Origin of the sequence: Pseudarthrobacter cellobiosi (genome assembly GCF_023913815.1) — a bacterium.
GTDB lineage: Bacteria > Actinomycetota > Actinomycetes > Actinomycetales > Micrococcaceae > Arthrobacter > Arthrobacter cellobiosi.
Window position 1 is genome coordinate 253,347 of sequence record NZ_JAMXBK010000025.1, and the last position, 20,384, is coordinate 273,730.

General features: G+C 66.6%; 19 protein-coding genes and 1 pseudogene. 13 read left to right on the forward strand and 7 right to left on the reverse strand.

Annotated elements, in window-relative coordinates; genetic code table 11:
- Nucleotides 1-202: 202 nt before the first annotated feature.
- The 5 genes from NG701_RS13155 to NG701_RS13175 all read right to left on the reverse strand — a co-directional run bounded on the left by NG701_RS13155 (nt 203) and on the right by NG701_RS13175 (nt 4,411).
- A complete protein-coding gene (locus NG701_RS13155; RefSeq protein ID WP_252568104.1) occupies nt 203-1,261 on the reverse strand; it encodes an SDR family oxidoreductase in 1,059 nt (352 codons plus the stop codon).
- A complete protein-coding gene (locus tag NG701_RS13160; RefSeq protein ID WP_252568106.1) occupies nt 1,255-2,226 on the reverse strand; it encodes an aldo/keto reductase in 972 nt (323 codons plus the stop codon). Before NG701_RS13160 ends, NG701_RS13155 begins: the two co-directional genes overlap by 7 nt.
- 89 nt (nt 2,227-2,315) lie before the next feature.
- Nucleotides 2,316-3,137, reverse strand: coding sequence for an aldo/keto reductase (locus NG701_RS13165; protein ID WP_252568110.1), 822 nt, complete (start codon nt 3,135-3,137; stop codon nt 2,316-2,318).
- 254 nt (nt 3,138-3,391) lie between these two features.
- Nucleotides 3,392-3,601, reverse strand: a complete 210-nt coding sequence (locus NG701_RS13170; RefSeq protein WP_056347910.1) for a dodecin — start codon at nt 3,599-3,601, stop codon at nt 3,392-3,394.
- 105 nt (nt 3,602-3,706) lie between these two features.
- Nucleotides 3,707-4,411, reverse strand: a complete 705-nt coding sequence (locus tag NG701_RS13175) for a FadR/GntR family transcriptional regulator (RefSeq protein ID WP_248763112.1) — start codon at nt 4,409-4,411, stop codon at nt 3,707-3,709.
- 145 nt (nt 4,412-4,556) lie between these two features.
- Here NG701_RS13175 and NG701_RS13180 point away from each other — a divergent pair, with 145 nt between their 5' ends.
- The 11 genes from NG701_RS13180 to NG701_RS13230 all read left to right on the forward strand — a co-directional run bounded on the left by NG701_RS13180 (nt 4,557) and on the right by NG701_RS13230 (nt 17,511).
- Nucleotides 4,557-6,041 (forward strand): four-carbon acid sugar kinase family protein, encoded by a 1,485-nt coding sequence (locus tag NG701_RS13180; RefSeq protein ID WP_252568113.1) that lies wholly within the window; start codon nt 4,557-4,559, stop codon nt 6,039-6,041.
- Between the two features lie 29 nt (nt 6,042-6,070).
- Nucleotides 6,071-6,970, forward strand: coding sequence for an NAD(P)-dependent oxidoreductase (locus NG701_RS13185; RefSeq protein ID WP_252568115.1), 900 nt, complete (start codon nt 6,071-6,073; stop codon nt 6,968-6,970).
- A gap of 162 nt (nt 6,971-7,132) precedes the next feature.
- Complete coding sequence (locus NG701_RS13190; protein ID WP_252568117.1) at nt 7,133-8,599, forward strand: GntP family transporter; 1,467 nt, start codon at nt 7,133-7,135, stop codon at nt 8,597-8,599.
- Nucleotides 8,599-9,450, forward strand: a complete 852-nt coding sequence (locus NG701_RS13195; RefSeq protein ID WP_252568119.1) for a class II fructose-bisphosphate aldolase — start codon at nt 8,599-8,601, stop codon at nt 9,448-9,450. Before NG701_RS13190 ends, NG701_RS13195 begins: the two co-directional genes overlap by 1 nt.
- A 37-nt stretch (nt 9,451-9,487) precedes the next feature.
- Entirely contained in the window at nt 9,488-9,892 is a 405-nt protein-coding gene (locus NG701_RS13200; protein ID WP_252568121.1) for a DUF1304 domain-containing protein, read from the forward strand.
- Between the two features lie 96 nt (nt 9,893-9,988).
- Entirely contained in the window at nt 9,989-11,353 is a 1,365-nt protein-coding gene (locus tag NG701_RS13205; RefSeq protein ID WP_374208691.1) for an acyltransferase family protein, read from the forward strand.
- Nucleotides 11,350-11,679: a GNAT family N-acetyltransferase gene (locus NG701_RS13210; RefSeq protein ID WP_252568123.1), complete on the forward strand. Its 330-nt coding sequence runs from the start codon at nt 11,350-11,352 to the stop codon at nt 11,677-11,679. The genes NG701_RS13205 and NG701_RS13210 overlap by 4 nt, the downstream gene beginning before the upstream one ends.
- 300 nt (nt 11,680-11,979) lie before the next feature.
- A complete protein-coding gene (locus NG701_RS13215; protein ID WP_252568365.1) occupies nt 11,980-13,578 on the forward strand; it encodes a pyridoxal phosphate-dependent decarboxylase family protein in 1,599 nt (532 codons plus the stop codon).
- Nucleotides 13,575-14,990 (forward strand): lysine N(6)-hydroxylase/L-ornithine N(5)-oxygenase family protein, encoded by a 1,416-nt coding sequence (locus NG701_RS13220; RefSeq protein WP_252568126.1) that lies wholly within the window; start codon nt 13,575-13,577, stop codon nt 14,988-14,990. Before NG701_RS13215 ends, NG701_RS13220 begins: the two co-directional genes overlap by 4 nt.
- Nucleotides 14,987-15,580 carry a GNAT family N-acetyltransferase gene (locus NG701_RS13225; RefSeq protein WP_252568127.1) on the forward strand — a complete coding sequence of 198 codons (594 nt, stop codon included), beginning with the start codon at nt 14,987-14,989 and terminating at the stop codon, nt 15,578-15,580. Before NG701_RS13220 ends, NG701_RS13225 begins: the two co-directional genes overlap by 4 nt.
- Nucleotides 15,581-15,657: 77 nt before the next feature.
- Complete coding sequence (locus NG701_RS13230) at nt 15,658-17,511, forward strand: IucA/IucC family protein (RefSeq protein WP_252568366.1); 1,854 nt, start codon at nt 15,658-15,660, stop codon at nt 17,509-17,511.
- Nucleotides 17,512-17,651: 140 nt separating this feature from the next.
- Here the strand turns inward: NG701_RS13230 and NG701_RS21405 are convergent, their stop codons facing one another.
- On the reverse strand, nt 17,652-17,870 hold the full coding sequence (locus NG701_RS21405; RefSeq protein WP_374208692.1) for a hypothetical protein: 219 nt from the start codon (nt 17,868-17,870) through the stop codon (nt 17,652-17,654).
- A gap of 253 nt (nt 17,871-18,123) precedes the next feature.
- On the opposite strand from NG701_RS21405, the pseudogene NG701_RS21410 reads away from it, so the two are divergent.
- Nucleotides 18,124-18,192: pseudogene (locus NG701_RS21410) on the forward strand (VOC family protein); the annotation flags it as partial.
- Nucleotides 18,193-18,484: 292 nt separating this feature from the next.
- Nucleotides 18,485-19,252, forward strand: a complete 768-nt coding sequence (locus NG701_RS13240; protein WP_252568129.1) for an SDR family NAD(P)-dependent oxidoreductase — start codon at nt 18,485-18,487, stop codon at nt 19,250-19,252.
- Here the strand turns inward: NG701_RS13240 and NG701_RS13245 are convergent.
- On the reverse strand, nt 19,218-20,297 hold the full coding sequence (locus NG701_RS13245) for an FUSC family protein (protein ID WP_252568131.1): 1,080 nt from the start codon (nt 20,295-20,297) through the stop codon (nt 19,218-19,220). The genes NG701_RS13240 and NG701_RS13245 overlap by 35 nt on opposite strands.
- Nucleotides 20,298-20,384: the final 87 nt, after the last annotated feature.

The following is a 20,384-nucleotide window of genomic DNA, read 5'->3' on the forward strand; positions in this document are numbered from 1 at the left end:
CGAAGCCCTGCTGGACTACAACGGTCCGCATACGAAACGGTGTTCATCTTCGAATTCCGGGACGGCAGAATCGCCAAGGAGACGGCCTACTGGAGCGAAACCTTCGAGGCACCCGAGTGGCGGGCCCAGTGGGTTGAAAAGGCCTAGCGGCGTGCGCCGGAGGATCCCCATCCGGGTCGCCGCGGGCGCCGCGGCCGCACCGTCAGTCAGCCGCCCTTCGCGCCCACCTGATCAGCCGATCACTCAGATCCATAAACGACTGGTCCACCACCTGAAGTTCCGGGTGGCTGTCATGCCAGTCAACGACCTCCCGGGTCCCGTCCGCGAACGGGATGGTGGCGGCAAAGCCAGGCACCAGGGCTTTGATCTTGGCGTTGTCGAAAACTACGGAGTGGGCGCGGTCGCCGAGGAGGCTTGGCCCCAGATGGGGGCTGTGCCCGGCGCTACGCGCGGCGATGGTGTCCGACGGCACATGGACCAATTCCGGTTCAGCAACCCCGGCCGCCCGCGCAAACAAGCCGTAGATCTGGTTCCACGGCAGGTACTCATCCGACGTGATGGTGTAGCTCTCGCCCACTGCCTGCGGCCTGCCGAGCAGTCCCACGAAGGCCTTCGCGAAGTCCTTGGCGTGGGTCACGGTCCAGAGCGAAGTGCCATCTCCGTGCACCATGACGGGCTGGCCGGTGCGCATCCGGTGAATATCCGTCCAGCCGCCCACCAGGCCCACCCTCGTGCGGTCGTACGTATGTGAAGGACGCACCACGGTGACCGGAAAATCATCTGACCGGTAGGCCTCGAACAAGAGGTCCTCGCACGCAATCTTGTCCCGTGAATACTGCCAGAACGGATTTTTCAGCGGAGTGGATTCCAGGATCGGCAGCCGGGTGGGCGGCTTCTGGTAGGCCGACGCCGTGCTGATGAACACGTACTGGCCGGTCCGGCCCCGGAACAGTTCCATACTGGAGCGCGCCTGATCTGGGGTGAAGGCAATAAAGTCCGCAACGGCGTCGAACCCCCTGTCCTGCAGCACCGCCCGAACAGCGTCCTGGTCGCGGATGTCCGCGCGCAGGACCTCCGCGCCGTCCGGTACCGGCTTGCCTGATTGGCCGCGGTTGAGGATGGTCACCCGGTGTCCCAGTACGACGGCGCGTTCCGCCGCTGCGGCGCTGATCACCCCGGTGCCGCCCAGGAAGAGGATGCTCCGTGGCGCCACGGTGTATGCCGCGGAATCCAACGCCGCCGGATCCGACAGGGTCACCATGCGTAGTCCTCCGGTGCCGGGCGGTGGCCCGGGAAGATGTCGTCGAGCCGCTTGAGTGCCTCGGCGTCGAGCGTGACCTCCAACGCCCGGATGCCGGCGTCGAGCTGTCCCTGCGTGCGTGGCCCCACGATCGGCGCGGTGACAGCAGGCTGGTGAAGCAGCCAGGCGAGCGCGATATCGCCGGGTTCGTGGCCCAGTCCGTCCGCAAGATCCTCGAACTGCTGGATCTGGTCCCGGTGCTGCTTGAGGGTTTCGGCAGCACGTCCTTCGGTGCGCCGGACGCCCGCGCGTTCCTTCTTCAGGACGCCGCCCAGCAGCCCGCCCTGGAGCGGGGACCACGGGATAAGGCCCAGGCCGTACTGCTGTGCCGCGGGGATGACCTCGAGTTCCACTTCGCGGCGGAACAGGTTGTAGATGGACTGCTCGCTGACCAGCCCGGTGTAGTTCCGGCGGCGGGCGGCTTCTTGTGCCTGGGCGATGTGCCAGCCGGCGAAGTTGCTGCTGCCTGAGTAGAGGATCTTGCCCTGCTGGACGGCCACTTCGATGGCCTGCCAGATCTCGTCCCAGGGCGTGTCCCGGTCAATGTGATGGAACTGGTACACATCGATGTAGTCCGTCTGGAGGCGCTTCAGGCTGGCGTCCAGGGCACGCCGGATGTTCAGCGCGGACAGCTTGGACTCGTTGGGCCGGTCGGTCATGGTGCCGTACAGCTTGGTGGCCAGGACGGTCCGTTCGCGGCGCTCGCCGCCCTTCGCGAACCAGCGGCCGATGATTTCCTCGGTCCAGCCCCGGTGCCCGCTGCCGCCATAGACGTTGGCCGTGTCGAAGAAGTTGATGCCGGCGTCCAGGGCGGTATCCATGATGTTGTGTGCGTCAGCTTCGTCGGTGTGCGGGCCGAAGTTCATGGTGCCCAGGCACAGGCGGGAAACTTTCAGGCCGGAGCGGCCCAAGTGCGTGAACTGCATGGGGGGGAATCCTTCGTTGGTGGGTGGACCTATCGGAACCCGGTGACCGAGCCGCCGGAATCGGTGCTGGCAGGCTCGGTCAGCGGCGGCTACAGCTGCGTGAAAGCGGCGACGGCGGGATCGGAACCGATGCGCGCGCCCCGCTCGAGGGCGGTGATGGAGGCGAGTTCGTCGTCGGTCAGTGTCAGGGACGCGGCCGCGAAGTTTTCGCGGATACGGGACGGGTTGACCGACTTGGGAATGACGATGGTGCCGGCGGCCAGGTGCCAGGCAAGGACCACCTGGGCGGTGGTTGCGTTGTGCGCCTGCGCGACAGCGGTGACGGCGTTTCCGTTGAGGTCGCCGCCCTGGCCCAGCGGGCTGTAGGCCTCCACCGCAATCCCGAGGGTTCGGCTCTTGGCGGCCAGTTCGGCCTGCTGGTAGCTGGGGTGCAGCTCGATCTGGTTCACGGCCGGTACCACGTCCGTGGACTCGAGCAGGGTGTCCAAGTGGTCGGCGAGGAAGTTCGAGACGCCGATGGCACGGATGTCCTTGGCGGCATACAGGTTCTCCAACTCCTTCCAGGCCTGGACATAGAGGCCCTGCGACGGAACCGGCCAGTGGATGAGATAGAGGTCCACGAAGTCGAGACCCAGCGCCTCGCGGGTGTCCTGGAATGCGTCCCGGGCCCGGCCCTGGTCGCCGTTGCGGAGCTTGGTGGTCACGAAGATTTCCTCGCGCGGAATGCCCGAGGCTGCGATGGCAGCGCCCACACCTGCTTCGTTACGGTATCCGGCGGCGGTGTCGATGTGGCGGTAGCCGGCTGCCAGGGCATCCTCAACGACCCGCTGGGTGTCTTCCGGCGGAACCTGGAAAACGCCGAAGCCGAGCTGCGGGATGGTGACGCCGTTGTTCAGCGGGATTTCTGACATGGGGGTACTCCTCGTAGTGCTGAAGGGTGGTTCCTGGCCCGGGATGTCCGGCCGGAAACCGCTTTCGGGAACTGCTCCGGTACGAGCCTATGCACTTTCGCGCCGATAGTCAGTCCTTGACCATGTCCCTGCTTTTCCTAGGACTGGCAGTCCTACCTTCGTTGTAGGAAGTGCCTGGCAGGGCCGTGCCGAATGGCTAAACAGTGATGGCCGCGCCCAAAGGACGCGGCCATCACTCCTAAAACTCAGGCAGGTCAGCCTTCGTGGCGGAAACCGAGCTTGATCCGTACCTGCCAGTCGGCAACTTTGCCGTCTTCGAGGTGACCGCGGATTTCCTTGACCTCGAACCAGTCCAGGTTGCGCAAGGTCTTGGCGGCCTCGGCGATCCCGTTGCGGACTGCCGCGTCCACGCCTTCTTCGGAGGTGCCGACAATTTCAGTAATGCTGTACGTGTGGTTGGACAACTTCGCTCCTCGTGATCGCCTTCGATTCCCGGTTGCGGGCCGTTCTTGAACACTAGTGGCACTTCTCAGGCGTGGCCAGAGCCAATACGTCGGCGTGGACTCTGGTTAGGGAGCTTCGAGCACCAGGTTCTTGAGGTCATCCAGGGTCTGCTGCATGTGCAGGTCCATGGCTTCGCGCGACCGGCTCGGATTACGCGATTCCAGGGCCTCGGCGATGTTCTGGTGGTGCCCGATGGCATGCTCCTGGATGGTTGGCACGGCCGATGTTTCGGCCCGGCGCTTTTCCAGCACCCGGTGCAGCGGTGCGAAAAGGACCGCCACAAAAACGTTCTCCGAAGCGCGCAGGATCAGGTCGTGGAATGCCAGATCAGCCTCCACGAAGGCGGCAATGTCGTTGACCTCATGGGCGGCCCGCATCGCCGCTACATGGCCGAACAGCGCCTGGATGTCGGCGTCGCTGATCCGCGCCGCCGCGAGCTCGCACGCCCCGGTTTCAAGCATTCGGCGCAGTTCAATGAGCTGCACGGAGGCGGCGGCTTCGTTTTGTCCCTCTGACGCGGCGCGCAGGACAGCTTCCAGCGAAGCCCACCGGTTCAACGGGTTAACGAACGTGCCGCGGCCGCGTTCCACGCTGAGGATCCGCTGCGCTTCCAGGGTTTTCATGGCCTCGCGCACCGTCATCCGGCTCACCTCGTGCCTGGCGCTGAGTTCCAGCTCGCCGGGCACGCTGGATCCGGGTGGAAAGTCCCCGGCAATGATCCGGTCCAGGAGTTCGTCGGCAACAACGCCCACCAGTGATTTCCGTGCCATATGTCCCCCTTGCGGCGTCGCCAGATATGTCTGACAAGTCTACTTGCGCGTTTCTATGTCCTGTGCCACACTATTTGAAATGTTAGATGTCAGACATCTTACAGTTACCTCAATACTTAGAGATTTCCACACAACGGAGTGCACTGTGACGCTTGAAGCAGACATCCTTGCCGCCTTCCCGGCCGAAGTCCGGATTCCCGCCCGCCTTGTTGCCGACGCCGTCGCCGCGTCCAGCGCGGAGAACCCCCGGATGCTGGTAGTGCTCGACGACGACCCCACCGGAACGCAGTCCGTTGCGGATCTGCCCGTGCTCACCCGCTGGGAAGTGGAGGACTTCATCTGGGCCTTCGGCCAGTCGAAGCCCGCCGTGTACGTGCTGACCAACACCCGCAGCCTGGACCCGGCTGAAGCTGCAGTCCGTAACGAGGAAGTGGTCCGAAACGCGCTGGCCGCTGCCGGGTCCGCAGATGCCCTGCGGCTGGGGTTCGTGAGCCGCAGCGACTCCACCCTCCGCGGCCACTACCCGCTGGAGCCCGACGTCATCGCCGCCACCGTTGCTGATGTCAGCGGGGAAGCCACCGACGGCGTTGTGCTGGTGCCGGCGTTCCCCGACGCCGGCCGCGTGACCATCGGCGGCGTGCACTACATGCGCGGCACCGGGGACGACGCCGGCAAGCTCACCCCCGTGGCCGAGACCGAATTCGCCAAGGACGCCAGCTTCGGCTTCGCCAACTCGGACATGACCAAATACGTGGAAGAGAAGTCGCAGGGCCGCTTGGCTGCGGAATCCGTGATCGTCCTTGACCTAAACATCATCCGCGTCTCTACCGATCCGCAGATCACCGCCAAGGCCATCGCCGACGCGATCGAGCCGGCCATCAACTCCACGCCGATCGTCGCTGACATCGTCACCGAGAACGACCTCCGCGCCCTGTCCCTGGGCCTGGAAGAAGCCGAACGCCGTGGCAAGAAGCTCCTCTACCGCGTGGGACCGCCGTTTGTCCGCGCCCGGATCGGCCAGGAAATCCGAACCGAGCTCACCGGCGCTGAAGCCTACGCCGGCAACACCCCGTCCGAGGCCGGTGGCCTGATCGTGGTGGGCTCCCACGTGGGCGTCACCACCCGCCAGCTCAAGGCCCTCAGCGAACAACACAGCGCCGCGCGCATTGTGGAGATCGACGCCGAGAAACTACTCGCCGCCGAAACCGAAACAGGCGCCGGGGACACCCACCTCGACCAGACCGTTGACACCGTGGTGGAGGCGCTCCACGGGGGAGACGTCATCGTCCACACCAGCCGCCTGCTGATCAAGACTGACGATCCCGCCGAAAGCCTGCGGATCGCGCGCACAGTGTCCGCCGCCGTCGTCGCCGTGGTGAACCGGACCCTCAAGACCTTCCCGCCGCGGTTTGTCATCGCCAAGGGCGGCATCACGTCCTCCGACGTCGCCGCCCACGGCCTGGAAATCCGCCACGCCATTGTCCGCGGTCCCATGCTGCCGGGCATCGTCTCGCTCTGGGAGCCGGTGGACGGCCCCGCCAAGGGCATCCCGTACATCGTGTTCGCCGGCAACGTGGGCGACGACCAGTCCCTCGCCGACGTCACCCGCAAGCTCAGCAGCACTTTCTAGCAGCCCGCCAGTATTCAAAGGAGAACACCATGACCAGCAACTACACCATCACCGTCCTGGGCCTCGGCGCCATGGGCCTGCCCATGGCCACCCGCCTGGCCAGCGAGCTCACTGTCCACGGCTTCGACATCGCCGAGCCGCGCCTGAAGCTCGCCGAAGAAGCCGGCATCCGCACCTTCGCCTCCGCCCGGGAAGCCTCCAAGGGCGCCGACGCCCTGCTCCTCGCGGTCCGCAACGGCGAGCAGCTTAACGATGTCCTCTTCGGCGAGAGTGGCGTGGCCTCCGTGCTGGAGCCGGGCGCCGTCGTCATCCTCGGCAGCACCGTGGGCACCGAAGCCATCCCCGCCACGGTAGAGAAGCTCGCCGAATACGGCGTTGAGCTCGTGGACGCGCCGCTGTCCGGCGGCCCCAAGCGCGCCGGCGAGGGTGACCTGCTGATCGTGGTGGGAGCCTCCCCGGAAGCCCAGGAGAAGGCCCGCCCGGCCCTCGAACTCCTCGCGTCCACCCTGACCGTGGTGGGCGACAAGCCCGGCGACGGCCAGGCCCTCAAGACTGTCAACCAGCTCCTCTGCGGCATCCACATCGCGGCCGCCGCCGAGGCCATGGCCCTCGCCGACGCCCTCGGCCTGGACCAGGCCAAAACGCTCGCAGCCCTCGAAGCCGGCGCGGCAGGTTCATTCATGCTCTCCAACCGTGGCCCGCGCATCCTCGAGGCCTACACCGAGGAAGGCGCCGAGGTCCTGTCCCGCCTGGACATCTTCGTCAAGGACATGGGCATCGTGGGCAAGGCCACCCGCGCCGCCGGCCTGGCAGCCCCCGTTGCCGCCGCCGCCGAGCAGCTGTACCTCCTGGGCCAGGCCCAGGGCCTCGCCGCCGCCGACGATTCCGCAGTCATCAAGGTTGTCGCGCCCACCAAGCGCACCGCCTAAGCAGCCCGGCTAAAGCACGCCGGCTAAAGCACCCCCAAAAGACTTACGACGACGGCGGTCCCCCCTCCGCCGTCGTCGTATCTTCCAGCGTTCACAAAGCACAAGAAACAGCGCCCGCTAGCCCGTCTTCTGGAAGACTGGCTTGTCGAAGGAGACACCGCAATGAACCCCCTGACTAACTCGCTGATGGTGCGGGCGGCCGACGCCCCCGCCATCAAACCCGCGGTGGAGCTGGGTACTCCTCTGCTCCTCACCATCGCGGCGATCGGCATCGCCGTCCTGCTGGTGATGATCATCCGCTTCAAGATCCAGGCCTTTGTGGCCCTGCTGACCGTGAGCATCGCCGTGGCCGTGGCCTCGCAGATCCCGTTGAAGGACGTCTTCACCGTCGTCGCCAACGGTGTGGGCGGAACCATGGGCAAGGTAGCCCTGCTGATCGCGCTCGGCGCCGTCCTGGGCCGGATGATCGAGGTATCCGGCGGCGTCCAGTCGCTGGCCGCGCACTTCACTGAGAAGCTTGGCGCCAAGCGCGTCGCGGTGGCGCTCACCGCCGTCGGCTTCCTGGTAGCCATCCCCGTGTTCTTCGAGGTGGGCATTATTGTGCTCGTCCCGATCGTCTACGCCTTTGCGAAGATCGCCAACGTGCACCCGGTCAAGTTCGGCCTGCCGATGGCCGGCATAATGCTCTCCATCCACGTCGCCGTGCCGCCCCACCCGGGCATCGTGGCAGGCGCCGGCGTGTTCGGCGCCGACATCGGGCTCATCACGCTGATCTCGCTGCTCATCTGCATCCCGCTCGGATTCCTGTCCTACTGGGTTGCCAGCATCATGAACCGCAAGGAGTACGAGCTCCTCCCCGGCGTCAAGGCCCAGGTGGACGAATTCGGCTCCGACTCCCTGGTCAAGGTCGGCCACCAAGGCCCCGGCGCCGTAGGCATCGCCCCGCCGCGTCCGGCCCTGATCATCTTCCTCATCGCCGCGCCGATCGTGCAGATCCTCATCGGCACCCTGGGCACACTCACCATCCCCAAGGACAACTCCTGGTACGGCCTGGCTGCCTTCATCGGCAACCCGTTCTTCGCCCTCCTGGTGGCCGTTGCCCTGTCCTTCTTCCTGCTGGCGGTCCGCCGCAACTGGTCCCTGAAGGAAACCGGCGAAATCTTCGAAGGCGCCCTGCCTCCCATCGCGTCCATCCTGATGGTTGTCGCCGCCGGCGGCGTGTTCGGTGAGGTCCTGCGGACCTCCGGCATCGGTGCCGCGCTGTCCCAGACGCTGGACCACCTGGGCCTGCCGGTCATTGTGCTCGGCTTCGTGATCTCCCTGGCGCTGCGTGCAGCCCAGGGTTCGGCAACCGTCGCCATCGTCACCACCACCGGCCTGCTGACCTCCGCCGTGATGGAAGGCGGCTACTCGCCGGCCCAGATCGCCGTCATCGTCATCGCCATCGGCTTCGGCTCCCTGGGCCTGTCCCACGTCACCGACGCCGGCTTCTGGACCGTGGTGCGCTACTACGGCCTCACCGTCTCGGACGGCCTCAAGACCTGGACCGTCCTCACCACCGTCCTTGGCGTGGCTGGCTTCATCCTGACCTACGCGGCCTGGATCCTGGTGGGAGGCCTGAGCGTCTGATGCGCACCCGACTCGACCACCTGGTCACCACCGCCCTCCAGCAGGGCTCGGCCGTTCCAGCGTTCACCTGCTATGACTTCACCACCGCTTTGGCTGTTGTGGGCGCGGCCGAGGACGCTGGCCACGGGGTCATCCTGCTGGTGGCCCCCAAAACGGCCGGCACGTCCAACGGCCTCCGGCTGATCGCCGCGCTCCGCGGCCTGGCAGACGCCGCGTCCGTTCCGGTGGCCGTCCAGCTTGATCACGCGACAGACCTCAAGGTGATGGCCGACGCCGTCGCCGCGGGGGCGGATTCGGTCCTCGCGGACGGCTCGTCCCTCCCGTATGAGGACAACATTGCGCTGGTCCGTGAGGCCCGCGCCGTGCTGGGTGCCGACGTCGTGCTTGAAGCGGAACTCGGCGGCCTGGCCGGCGACGAGGACCGCGCCTTCGGCGCCGACGAAGCCGGTGTGGCAGTGGCCGGCCTGACGGACTCCGCCCAGGTGGAGGACTTTGTGGCCCGGACCGGCGCGGAACTCCTGGCTGTTGCGGTGGGCAACGTCCACGGCAAGTACAAGGGCGAGCCGCAGCTGCGCTGGGACGTCCTGCAGGACATTGCGGTGCGGACCCACATCCCGCTGGTGCTCCACGGCGCGTCCGGCATTCCGGCGGGAGAGCTGGTCAAGGCCGCGGCCATGAACGTGGGCAAAGTGAACTTCAATACCGAGCTCCGCACCGGCGTGCTGTCCACGCTCCAGGAACAGCTGCCGGCGCACCGGACCGACGGCGAGAACCTCCAGGGCCTGCTGGGCCACTGGAACACCTCGGCCAGGGAATTCGCCACGTCGGCTTTGGGCATGCTCAGCCGCTGACGCATCCGTTGAGTTTTGGGGAGGCTAGGATCAGCACATGATCCTGGCCTCCCTGCTTTTTGCCTTCCTCGCCGCCGCGCTCCACGTGTACATCTTCACCATGGAGTCCCTCACATGGACCACGCCGGCCACCTGGAAACGCTTCGGCCTCACCTCCCAGGCCGACGCCGAGACCACCAAACCGCTTGCCTACAACCAGGGTTTCTACAACCTGTTCCTGGCCATCGGCGCGTTCATCGGAGTGGGCTGCGTGGCGCTCGGCCCCGACTGGTCGGCGCAGCACGTGGTGGGCTGGACGCTGATCTTCAGCTGCTGCGGGTCGATGCTGCTCGCCGCGGCGGTGCTGGCACTCAGCGGGAAAAAGTACCTCCGCGCCGCGGTTCTGCAAGGCACGACGCCGTTGCTCGCCGTCGTGCTTGGGTTGCTGGCCGTCGCTGGCTGACTGACACTCCTGGCCGGAGGGTGCCTTTCTGGCCGGGAGCGCATCGCGGGCGGACAATTGAGTCAACAGCAGCATCGGCGCATGTAGGGAATGCACGTGAGTGGTGTGAAGGAGCCGGGGCCGGCCCCGCAGGGTGAACAGGCGGTCCAGCGCGACCTCGTGATCGACCTTGTCCGGTTCGTCTGCCTGGCCCTGGTGGTGGTGGGCCACTGCATGATGGTCAGCCCCGTCCTGCAAGGGGACGGCACCGTGACCTCCAAAAATACGCTGGGCGATCAGCCCTGGTTTGTGCCGGTCATCTGGATATTTATGGTGATGCCGCTGTTCTTCGTGACCGGCGGCACCACCGGCCTCCAGTCCTGGCAGCGGCTGAAAGCCCGCGGCGGCACCGGCGTCGAGTTTGCCCAGGCACGGCTCCTGCGGCTGATCCGCCCGGCGGCGGCACTCCTGGCGGTGATGTTCTTGGGCCTTTCAGCGGCGCTCCTGCTCGGCGTGGACCCCCAAGTGGTCCAGCTGATGGCCACCGGGGCCGGCATGCCGCTGTGGTTCCTCGCCGCCTACCTTGCAGCCCAGCTCAACATCCCGCTCCTGGCCCGGTTCCACGAGCGCGCGCCCTGGCTGACCGTTGCCGTCCTGGCGGCCCTCGTGGTGGCCGTCGACTGCTTCCGCGGAGCCCTGCCCATGCTCGCCTACGCAAATCTTGTTTTCCTGTGGTGCGCCGTGCAGCAGCTTGGTTTCCTGATGGCCGACGGTTACTTCGCCAGGCTCACGCGCTCCGGCCTGGTGGGGCTCATCCTGGCAGCCAACCTGGTGCTCGGGTTGGTCACTGGCCTGGGTCTCTACTCCGGAAATATGCTGGTCAACCTCAACCCGCCCAACCTCTGCCTGCTGCTTTTGGGCGTGTCCCAGGCTGCCGCGCTCCAGCTTTTCCGGCCGGGGCTCGGCTGGGTTTCCGGGGTGCGCTGGATCCGCGCGGTGGTCATGGTTGCCGGCCACCGCTCCATGACCGTGTACCTGTGGCACCTGCCGTTGCTCGTGGCTATGTCCGGGCTCCTGCTCCTCACCGACTTCCCCAAGCCCGCGGCAGGCACCGCCGAATGGTGGTGGGCCCGCCCGCTCGTCCTCCTGGGGGTTGTGGCTCTCCTGCTCCCGGTGCTGGCCGCGTTCGGCCACCTTGAGGAACGTCCGACGGCGTCTGTCCACACCCGCGGCCGGCCCGCCGCCGCGGTGGTGACGGCCGCCGTCGTCGTCTTCATTCCGGTGGCGGACGCTGCCCTCAACGGCCTGACGCTTGGCCTGCTCGGAGGCGGCGCAGCATGCTTTGTGTTGGCCGTCCTGCTGCTGGGCAGGATGCCCGAACGTGTCCCCGGCGATGTCGGTGCCGAACGCGTCGCCCACGATGGCGGCCAGTCTGACGGGCCATTGCCAGCGGGGCCAAGTAGTGCCAATGTCGAACCATGACTGAGAACATGATTTCCACAGAGGACAAGTTCAGCCCTGACGTCTCGCTGTCCAGGGATGACGAGCATCACCGCTACGAGCTGCGGGTGGGCGGGAAGATCGCCGTCCAGTCCTTCTTCCGGGACCTGCCCGGACACGTGGATTTCCTCCATACCGACACCGCCGAGGACTTCAAGGGCCAGGGCCTGGGCAAGGTGCTGGCGCACTTCGCGCTCGACGACGTGGTGGCTTCGGGTAAGCGGATCATCCCGCATTGCCCGTTCATTTCCGGCTACCTCCGCGCCCACGAGGGCTACGAACAGCACATCGACTGGCCGGACAACTAGCGCGAACGGTCACTTAAGCCCCCTCCCACTGCGCGAGTGGTCACTTAAGCCCCTGAAAGCTCCCGCAGGAGGGCCTCAAGTGTTCGTTCGCGCGGAGTATTTTGCACCCGATTCGCGATCGGGGCCAGTCAATGACGCGCTCGCGACCTGAAGACCGCCCGTATTCCCGCGGCTTAAGATAAATAAGTCACTAAAGTTTGACGAAAAGGTTCACCTAAGTAAGGCTTACCTTGCTAAAGACAAACCCCCAACGTCGAACTAAGGATGACCACTGTGCCGCTGCTGCCCCGTGTCGATGAGATGTACCTGGATGAAAATCGGGTGAGTGAAACCCTGCCCGGGCAGGATTTCGGCTCCCGCGTGGAGCTGGCCCTCGCTGCCACCAACCATCTGTTCAACACCAGGAACTCCACCCGGTACGTGGCGCAGGTGCTGCAGGGCGTCAACGCCGTGGCCACCAAACTGGACCGGACCACCCGGCCGTTCACCGGCGTCGGGCCTGCAGAAATGAAGGCGCGCATCGGCGCCGTCGACCTGGACCGGCCGCTCCCGGACACCGCCGCGGCGCTGGAAGAGCTTGAGGCCGTGTACCTCCGGGACGCCATCTACTTCCACGATGCGAAGTACGCGGCCCACCTGAACTGCCCGGTGGTGATCCCGGCGCTGGTGGGGGAGGCCATCCTGTCCGCGGTGAACTCCTCGATGGACACCTGGGACCAGAGCGCCGGGGCCACCCTGATCGAGCGCCGGCTCATCGACTGGACCGCCGAACGGCTGCAGCTGGGGGCTGCAGCCGACGGCGTGTTCACCTCCGGCGGCAGCCAGTCCAACCTGCAGGCACTTCTGATCGCGCGCAACCACGCCGTTGCCGGCCTGCGGCAGGACCCGGCCAACGCCGGACTCCGGCTGCCCGCGCTGCTGGACAAGCTGCGGATCTTCACATCAGCAGACAGCCACTTCAGCATCCAGAAGTCCGCGTCCATGCTGGGCATGGGCTTCGACGCCGTCATTTCCGTCCCCTGCGCCGCGGACCACAAGATGGACCCGGCGGCGCTCGCCGAGGCCATGGCGGAAACGCACGACGCCGGGCTGGTGCCGATGGCGGTTGTGGCCACCGCCGGGACCACCGACTTCGGTGCGGTGGACCCGCTCGCGGACCTCGCCGCCCTGGCCCGCGCCTACGGTGCCTGGTTCCACGTTGATGCGGCTTACGGCGGCGGGCTGATGGTTTCCGGCCGCTACCGCCACCTGCTGGACGGGACCCGCCTGGCCGACTCCGTCACCGTGGACTTCCACAAAACGTTCTTCCAGCCCGTCAGCTCCAGCGCCCTGCTGGTCCGCGACCGCACCATGCTCCAGCACGTCACGTACTACGCGGACTACCTCAACCCGGAAAGCGCCGCCCTGGCCGAGATCCCCAACCAGGTGGACAAGAGCATCCAGACCACCCGGCGCTTTGACGCGCTCAAACTGTGGCTGACCCTGCGCATCATGGGAGCGGATGCGATCGGCGCCCTGTTTGATGAGGCGATCGATCTCGCCGCCCGGGTGGGATCCCTGCTGGCCGCCGACGACGACTTTGAGCTCGCCGCCGACCCGCAGCTCAGCACACTGGTGTTCCGGTACCGGCCCCGGGTCTCGGGCGCCGGTCTCACCGACGCTTACGGCCGGCTTTCCGAGGACGCGGCCGACACCCTCAACCCGGCCATCCGCGCGGCGGTTTTCGCGTCCGGGCAGGCCGTGGTGGCCGGCACCAAGGTGGCCGGCAGGCACTACCTGAAGTTCACGCTCCTCAACGCGGAAGCAACCCTGGAGGACATCAGCGAGATCATCGAGCTGCTGCGCAGCACCGGCGTGCAGCTGCTGGCGGGCGCCAGCACCAGCGAGGTGTCCGCATGAGCACCTCCACCGAACCGCGCATTTTCGACTTCGCCGGCATCGGCGTCGGACCCTTCAATCTTGGCCTCGCCGCCCTCAGCGCGCCGGTGGACGGGCTGGATGGCGTCTTCCTGGAGCAACGGGAATCCTTCGACTGGCACCCCGGCATGATGCTGGAGCCGGCCCACCTCCAGGTGCCGTTCATGGCGGACCTGGTGACGCTGGCCGACCCCACTTCGCCGTATTCGTTCCTGAATTTCCTCAAGCAGACGGGGCGCCTCTACCGCTTCTATATCCGCGAAAACTTCTATCCGCTGCGCGCCGAGTACAACCAGTACTGCCAGTGGGTGGCCGGCCAGCTGCGTTCGGTCCGTTTTAGCACAGCTGTGCTGGATGTAGCGTACGACGCCGGCGTGTACCGCATTTCGGTGGAAGGTCCGGACGGGTCTGAGGTGCTGCTGGCGCGGCGGCTGGTGCTGGGCACGGGCACGGCGCCCTACGTGCCGGCGTCCTGTGACGGAATACTCGACGCGGCCGCTGATGGCGGCGGGGGACTTGTCCTCCACAACGCGGACTACCTGTCGAGGAAGAGTGAGCTGCAGGCCAAGCGGAGCATCACCATCGTGGGCAGCGGCCAGAGCGCCGCGGAGATCTACTACGAGCTCCTGCAGGACATCGACACCTACGGCTACCAGCTGAACTGGGTCACCCGGTCGGGGCGATTCTTCCCGCTGGAGTACACCAAGCTCACCCTGGAGATGACCTCGCCGGAGTACGTGGACTACTTCCATGGGCTGCCCCAAGACCAGCGCGACGGCCTCATCAAAAGCCAGAAAAACCTGTACAAAGGCATCAATTCCGAGCTGATCGACGCCATCTACGACCTCCTGTACACCAAGAGCCTTTCCGGCATGGTGGACACCCAGCTCCTCACCCATTCGTCGCTCACCGGCGCCGCGTGGGATCAGGCCGCCGGTTCCCACACACTGCGGCTCCGGCACGAGGAGCAGGGGTCCGATTATGTGCTGGACAGTGAGGCCGTGGTCCTGGCCACCGGTTACACCTACCGCGAGCCGGACTTCTTGGCGGGCATCCAGGACCGGATTGCCAGGGACTCCGCCGGCCGGTTCACCGTTGCACGCAACTACAGCACCGGCGTCGAACCCGGCGAACTCTTCGTCCAGAATGCCGAGCTGCACACGCACGGCTTTGTCACCCCGGACCTCGGCATGGCTGCCTACCGCAACTCGTGCATCCTGCGCGAGATCACCGGCCGCGAGGTCTACCCGGTGGAGCGCAGCATCGCGTTCCAGCAGTTCGGCGCGCCCCAGCCTGACCCGCCACAGCCCGGTCCGGTCTCCGGTTCAGTCTCCGGTCCGGCCGGACGCAGCGCCGAGCCAGCTCCCACCCAGACCGTGGAGGTGTCCGCATGAGCTTCACGTTCCGCTGTGTTGACGCCGTTGCCGATGCACCCCTCCTCCACAGCTGGGTCACCCAGCCGTACGCGTCGTTCTGGGGGATGCTGACCTCAACAGTTGACGGCGTCGTGGAGGAATACTCGAGAATCCAGGCAACGGGGCATCACCATGCCTTGCTGGGGATCAACGACGACAGCGTCCCCGCCTTCCTGATGGAGGAATACCTGCCGGCAGCCTCGCCGCTGGCCGCGGTCTATGCCGTGCAGAAGGGCGACATCGGTATGCACCTGCTGGTGGCGCCGCCGTCGGGAGATCCCCAACCGGGGTACACGGCCGCGGTGATGGACGCCGTGCTGGGGCGGTTGTTCGAAAAACCGGGCGTGGAACGCGTGGTGGTGGAACCAGACGCCAGGAACGCCAAGATCCATGTGCTCAACGAGCGGCTGGGCTTCCGGCCGGCGGGGGTTGTCACCCTGCCGGACAAGGAAGCGCTCCTCAGCTTCTGCACCCGCCAGGACTACCTCGCTGCCCGCGCAGCCCTGGGCCACCCCCAAGTCCACTCCCATGACCTTTCCGCCCCGATCCACCAGGGAGCATCATTGTGACCATCATCGAGCTGGACCTCGCCATCGAGCGGGAATCCGCCCCCGCCATTGACACCGCCGACACTGACGCGGCCGAAATTGACGCGGCCGACAGGCCGGACAGCACCGCCAATACCGTTCCCCACCTCGCACCCGAACGCTGGGCGGCGGCAAACCGCCACCTGGTCCGCAAGGCGCTCGCCGAATTCCTGCACGAACGCATCCTGGAGCCGCAGCGCCTGGGCTCCGGCGGGGGTGCCACAGGTCCGGAGGAACCCGCGGTGTACGTGGTCCGCAGCGACGACGGCCTCACGGCCTACTCGTTCGCCGCCCGCGTCCTGGAGCTCGAGCACTGGTCGGTGGACGCCGCATCCATCCGCTGCACGCGCAGCGGCGAGGATGCCGCCCCGGATGCACTGCGCTTCATCATCGAGTTCAGGGACAACTTGGGCATCCGCGAGGAGATGCTCCCGGTCTACCTCGAGGAGATCAGCAGCACCCTGGCCGGCCACTCCTACAAGCAGTGGCTGGGACAGCCGTCCGCCGGGGAACTCGTGGCAGGAGTCACCGGCGGAACGGACCCCTCCGCCGACTTCCAGGCCATCGAACGCAGCATGACGGAGGGCCACCCGTGCTTCGTGGCCAACAACGGCCGGCTGGGCTTCGGCATCAGTGACTACCGGGCGTTCGCGCCGGAGACCGGAGCCCCCGTCCGCCTGGAGTGGATCGGGGTCCACCGCAGCAAGGCTGTCTTCACTGCCAGCGCCGGACTGGAGTACCGCGCCCACCTGGAGGCCGAGCTCGGCGCCGCTGCGTTGCAGTCCTTCGATGCCGAATTCACCGCCCAGGGTGTGGACCCCGCACAGTACTTCCTGATGCCCGTGCATCCGTGGCAGTGGGAGAACAAGCTCACCGTCACGTTCGCTGCCGAGATCGCCCAGCAGCACATCATTCATCTGGGGACCGGTGCAGACAGTTACCAGGCCCAGCAGTCCATCCGCACGTTCTTCAACACGGCCGCGCCCGCCAAGAGCTACGTCAAGACGGCGATGTCCGTCCTGAACATGGGCTTTATGCGGGGACTCTCGCCGCAGTACATGAAGGCAACCCCCGCCATCAACGACTGGCTGCAGGACCTGATCCGGTCAGACGCAGCCCTGCAGAAACGCGGCCTGGCCATGATCAGCGAGATCGCGGCCATCGGCTACCACAACGGCTACTACCAGGCCGCGTCCGCGAAGGGCTCGCCCTACCAGAAGATGCTGTCCGCGCTGTGGAGGGAAAGTCCGCTCCCCCTACTGGAGGACGGCCAGCAGCTTGCCACCATGGCGTCCCTCCTGCACGTCGATTCGACCGGCAAACCGATGGTGTCTGCCCTGATTGAGCGCTCCGGACTGGAGCCTGCCGAATGGCTGCGCCGCTACTTCGAGGCCTACCTCGTCCCGTTGGTCCACTGCCTCTACCGGTACGAACTCGCCTTTATGCCGCATGGCGAGAACGTGATCCTGGTGCTGGATAACGGTGTGCCCGTCCGTGCGGTGATGAAGGACATCGCCGAGGAAATCGTGGTGATGGGGCGCCGGCTGGACCTGCCCGAGGAGGTATCGAGGATCCAGGTTGATATCCCTGACGGCGAAAAGGTGCTGGCCATCTTTACGGATGTGTTCGACTGCATCTTCCGCTTCCTGGGTGCCCTGCTGGTGGAGGACGGGAAACTCAGCGAGGAGGAGTTCTGGGGCACGGCCGCGCGGGTCATCCAGGACTACCAGGCTGAACACCCTGAGCTGGCGGACCAGTTCGCCCGCCACGACCTGTTCGCCCCTGACTTTGAACTGTCGTGCCTTAACCGGCTGCAGCTGCGGAACAACCAGCAGATGCTTGACCTCACGGATCCGTCCGGCGGGCTGCAGATGGCCGGCCGGCTCGCCAACCCGCTGGCAAGGTTCGCCTAGCGTCGGATTCTGCTCCATCATTCGCGGGTTTCGGCCAGGTGGGCCGGTGATTCCGGGCCCGGTCCCGGGGCTTGCAGGAATGATGGAGCAGAATCCGGCGGCGGGGCGCCGCGAGTGCTGGACCGCGGCCCACCCCGGGGTCAGCTGAGCTCGTCCACCTTGCGCTGCAGCACCGCGCGCTCGGCGGCGTTTCCGCACAGCGCAAGGGCCGGCAGGAGTGCGGACCGTGCGTCGTCATGCCTGCCGAGCCGGGTGAGCATCTCGCCGCGGACCGCGGGGAGCAGGTGCGAGCCCGCCAGTTCCCCGCGCGAGGCGAGGGCCTCCACCAGTTCCAGCCCGTGCTCCGGGCCGGAAGGCATCGCGACGGCGACGGCACGGTTGAGCTCGATGACGGGGGAGGGGCCAGCTGTCCGAGGGCCTCGTAGAGGATGACGATCCGCTGCCAGTCCGTATCGGCCACCGAGTGCGCCACCGCATGGCACTCGGCGATGGAGGCCTGGAGACCGTAGGCGCCCAGCCCGCGCCCGGAACCCGCGGCCGGGCAAGTGCCACGGTGGGTTCGTCCGATGGACCGCACTCGACCCACCTGACCCCACGAGACAAGGAGAAGCCATGGCCGGCGAACCAGCGTTCTTTGAAATCGGCGTCGAAGATCCCGAACGGGGCAGGGCGTTCTACGGCGCGCTCTTCGGCTGGGACTTCAGCCCCGGACCCTCCGATGAGGGCGGGTTCATAATCGGCACCCCCGGCACCCCGGCGGGCTGCACGGCGGCGACAAGGGCGCGGTGCCCTACCTGTTCTTCCGGGTGGACGACATGGACGCCGCCCTGGCCCGGGTGCGTGAACTTGGCGGCTCGACGGACAGCGCGGAACTGGGCGACGAGGACCCGGCGGAGTACGGAAGATTCATGCTTTGCAGGGACGATCAGGGCTCAACCTTCGGCCTGCGCCGTAACACGGCTAGTCTGGGCGCATGGAGACACCCACCACCGCGCTCGTAACAGGGGCAACAGCAGGGCTGGGAGCGGAGTTCGCCCGCCAGCTTGCGCAGGAAGGCCACCACATGGTGCTGGTGGCCCGCGACGCCGCCCGGCTCCAGCAGATCGCTGACGAACTCGAGCGCGATTACAGCGTTTCCGCTGAGGTGCTGCCCGCCGACCTGACGGACGACGCCGGTGTGGCCGCCGTCGTCGGGCGCCTCACGGACGCTGCGCGGCCGGTTGAGGTCCTGGTGAACAATGCGGGGATCGGGCTGCTGCATTCGTTCGAAAAAAATTCCCTGGAGGACGAGCGGAGGCACCTTCGCCTGCACGTGCAGACCCCCATGGAGCTCTGCCATGCTGCGCTGCAGGGGATGCTGGAGCGGCGCTCCGGCAGGATCATCAACGTGGCCAGCGTGTCGGCTTTCGCCAACCGCGGCAGCTACTCGGCTGCGAAAGCCTGGCAGGTCATCTTCAGCCGCTGGGCCAACCTTGCCTACGGACCGAGAGGCGTGCACGTCACCGCGCTGTGCCCCGGATTCACGCACACCGAATTCCATGACCGCATGGGCATGGACAAGTCGGTCGCCCCGCACTGGATGTGGCTGCGGGCGGACTGGGTGGTCCGGGACGGCCTGGCCGACAACGCCCGCGGCAAGGGCGTTTCGATCCCCACCAAACGCTACAAACTGGTGGCCGCCATCTCGCGTGTGCTGCCGGCGCGGTTTACGTCCGGGCCGCCGCGGCGTCCGAAGCGGTAGCCCTCCGCGGCGCACGGACGGCCACCACCACGGCGATACCGATCACGGCGCCCACAAAGGTCTCCACCGCGCGTTCGGTGACCAGCAGGCCAGGGTCCGCGGGGGCGGCAAGCTGCGTCATGAGCAGGATCACCGGCGTGAAGAAGACCATGGCCCAGCCGTAGTGCCGCGCCATGAAGAGTTCGGTGGGGAACTGGAATGCGATCACCAGCAGCGCCAGCACGGCGGCAGTGTGGCCGGGGAAATACTGCAGCGGGGACAACGGCCCCGGGAAGAGTACGACGGCGACCAACGCCAAACCGACGAACGTCCCCACGATGCGGTGGATCCCGCGGTGGACGCGGCTGGGCAGGTCGGCCCCGGCGAGCGGGACGGCGGCCGCGGCCATGGCCCAGTGCGGATGGCCGCTGCCGCTCAGCACTCCGCAGGCGCCGGAGGCACCGACGGCCAGGACATAGCGGGCGGCATGCACCAACGCGGCCTGCCGGAGTTCACCGCTGAGCCGCGGAACATCCCGCACGGCACCCGCCTGCCAAGCCCGGACCCGCAGCCAGCCGGCGAAGCCCACCAGGATAGAGAACGCGGCCGAGGCCGCACCGATTAGCACGGCCGTCAGGAACGGCACGTTCGTCGGGACCGAGGCGCAGGCGCCTAATGCCAGGATGCCGAAGAACGGTCCGTTGGGCTTGAGCCGCACTTTGTCGGAGAAAAGGGAACCGGCACCGGCCAGCACGGCCTCCACGAGCACCAGCCACCAGGAGTGGAGGTGGTTGACGGACAGGAACACGCCCACCGTGATGCCGCTGAGCAGGACCACTGCCGCCTGCGCCTGGTGCTTGAGGCGAAGCTGGTGGGATTCCGAGCGTCCGTACATGCCGGTCAGGGCACCGAAAACCGCGTACATTATGAGCTCGGGACGGCCGATGGCCAGGAGCACCAGTGAGGGTACTGCCACGCTGAGGGCAACCCGTACGGCCGACAGCCGGTCGTTGTTCGCCGGGCCTAGGGCGTGCAGGGTGCGGGCATGGGCCATGACTCTGCGCACAGCCAACACCACCTATCAATCAAGCCCTTGTTCGAAAATTAGCAGAAGCCCGGAATGCTGACCATTAGCTGGGTCACAGGGCGTCGC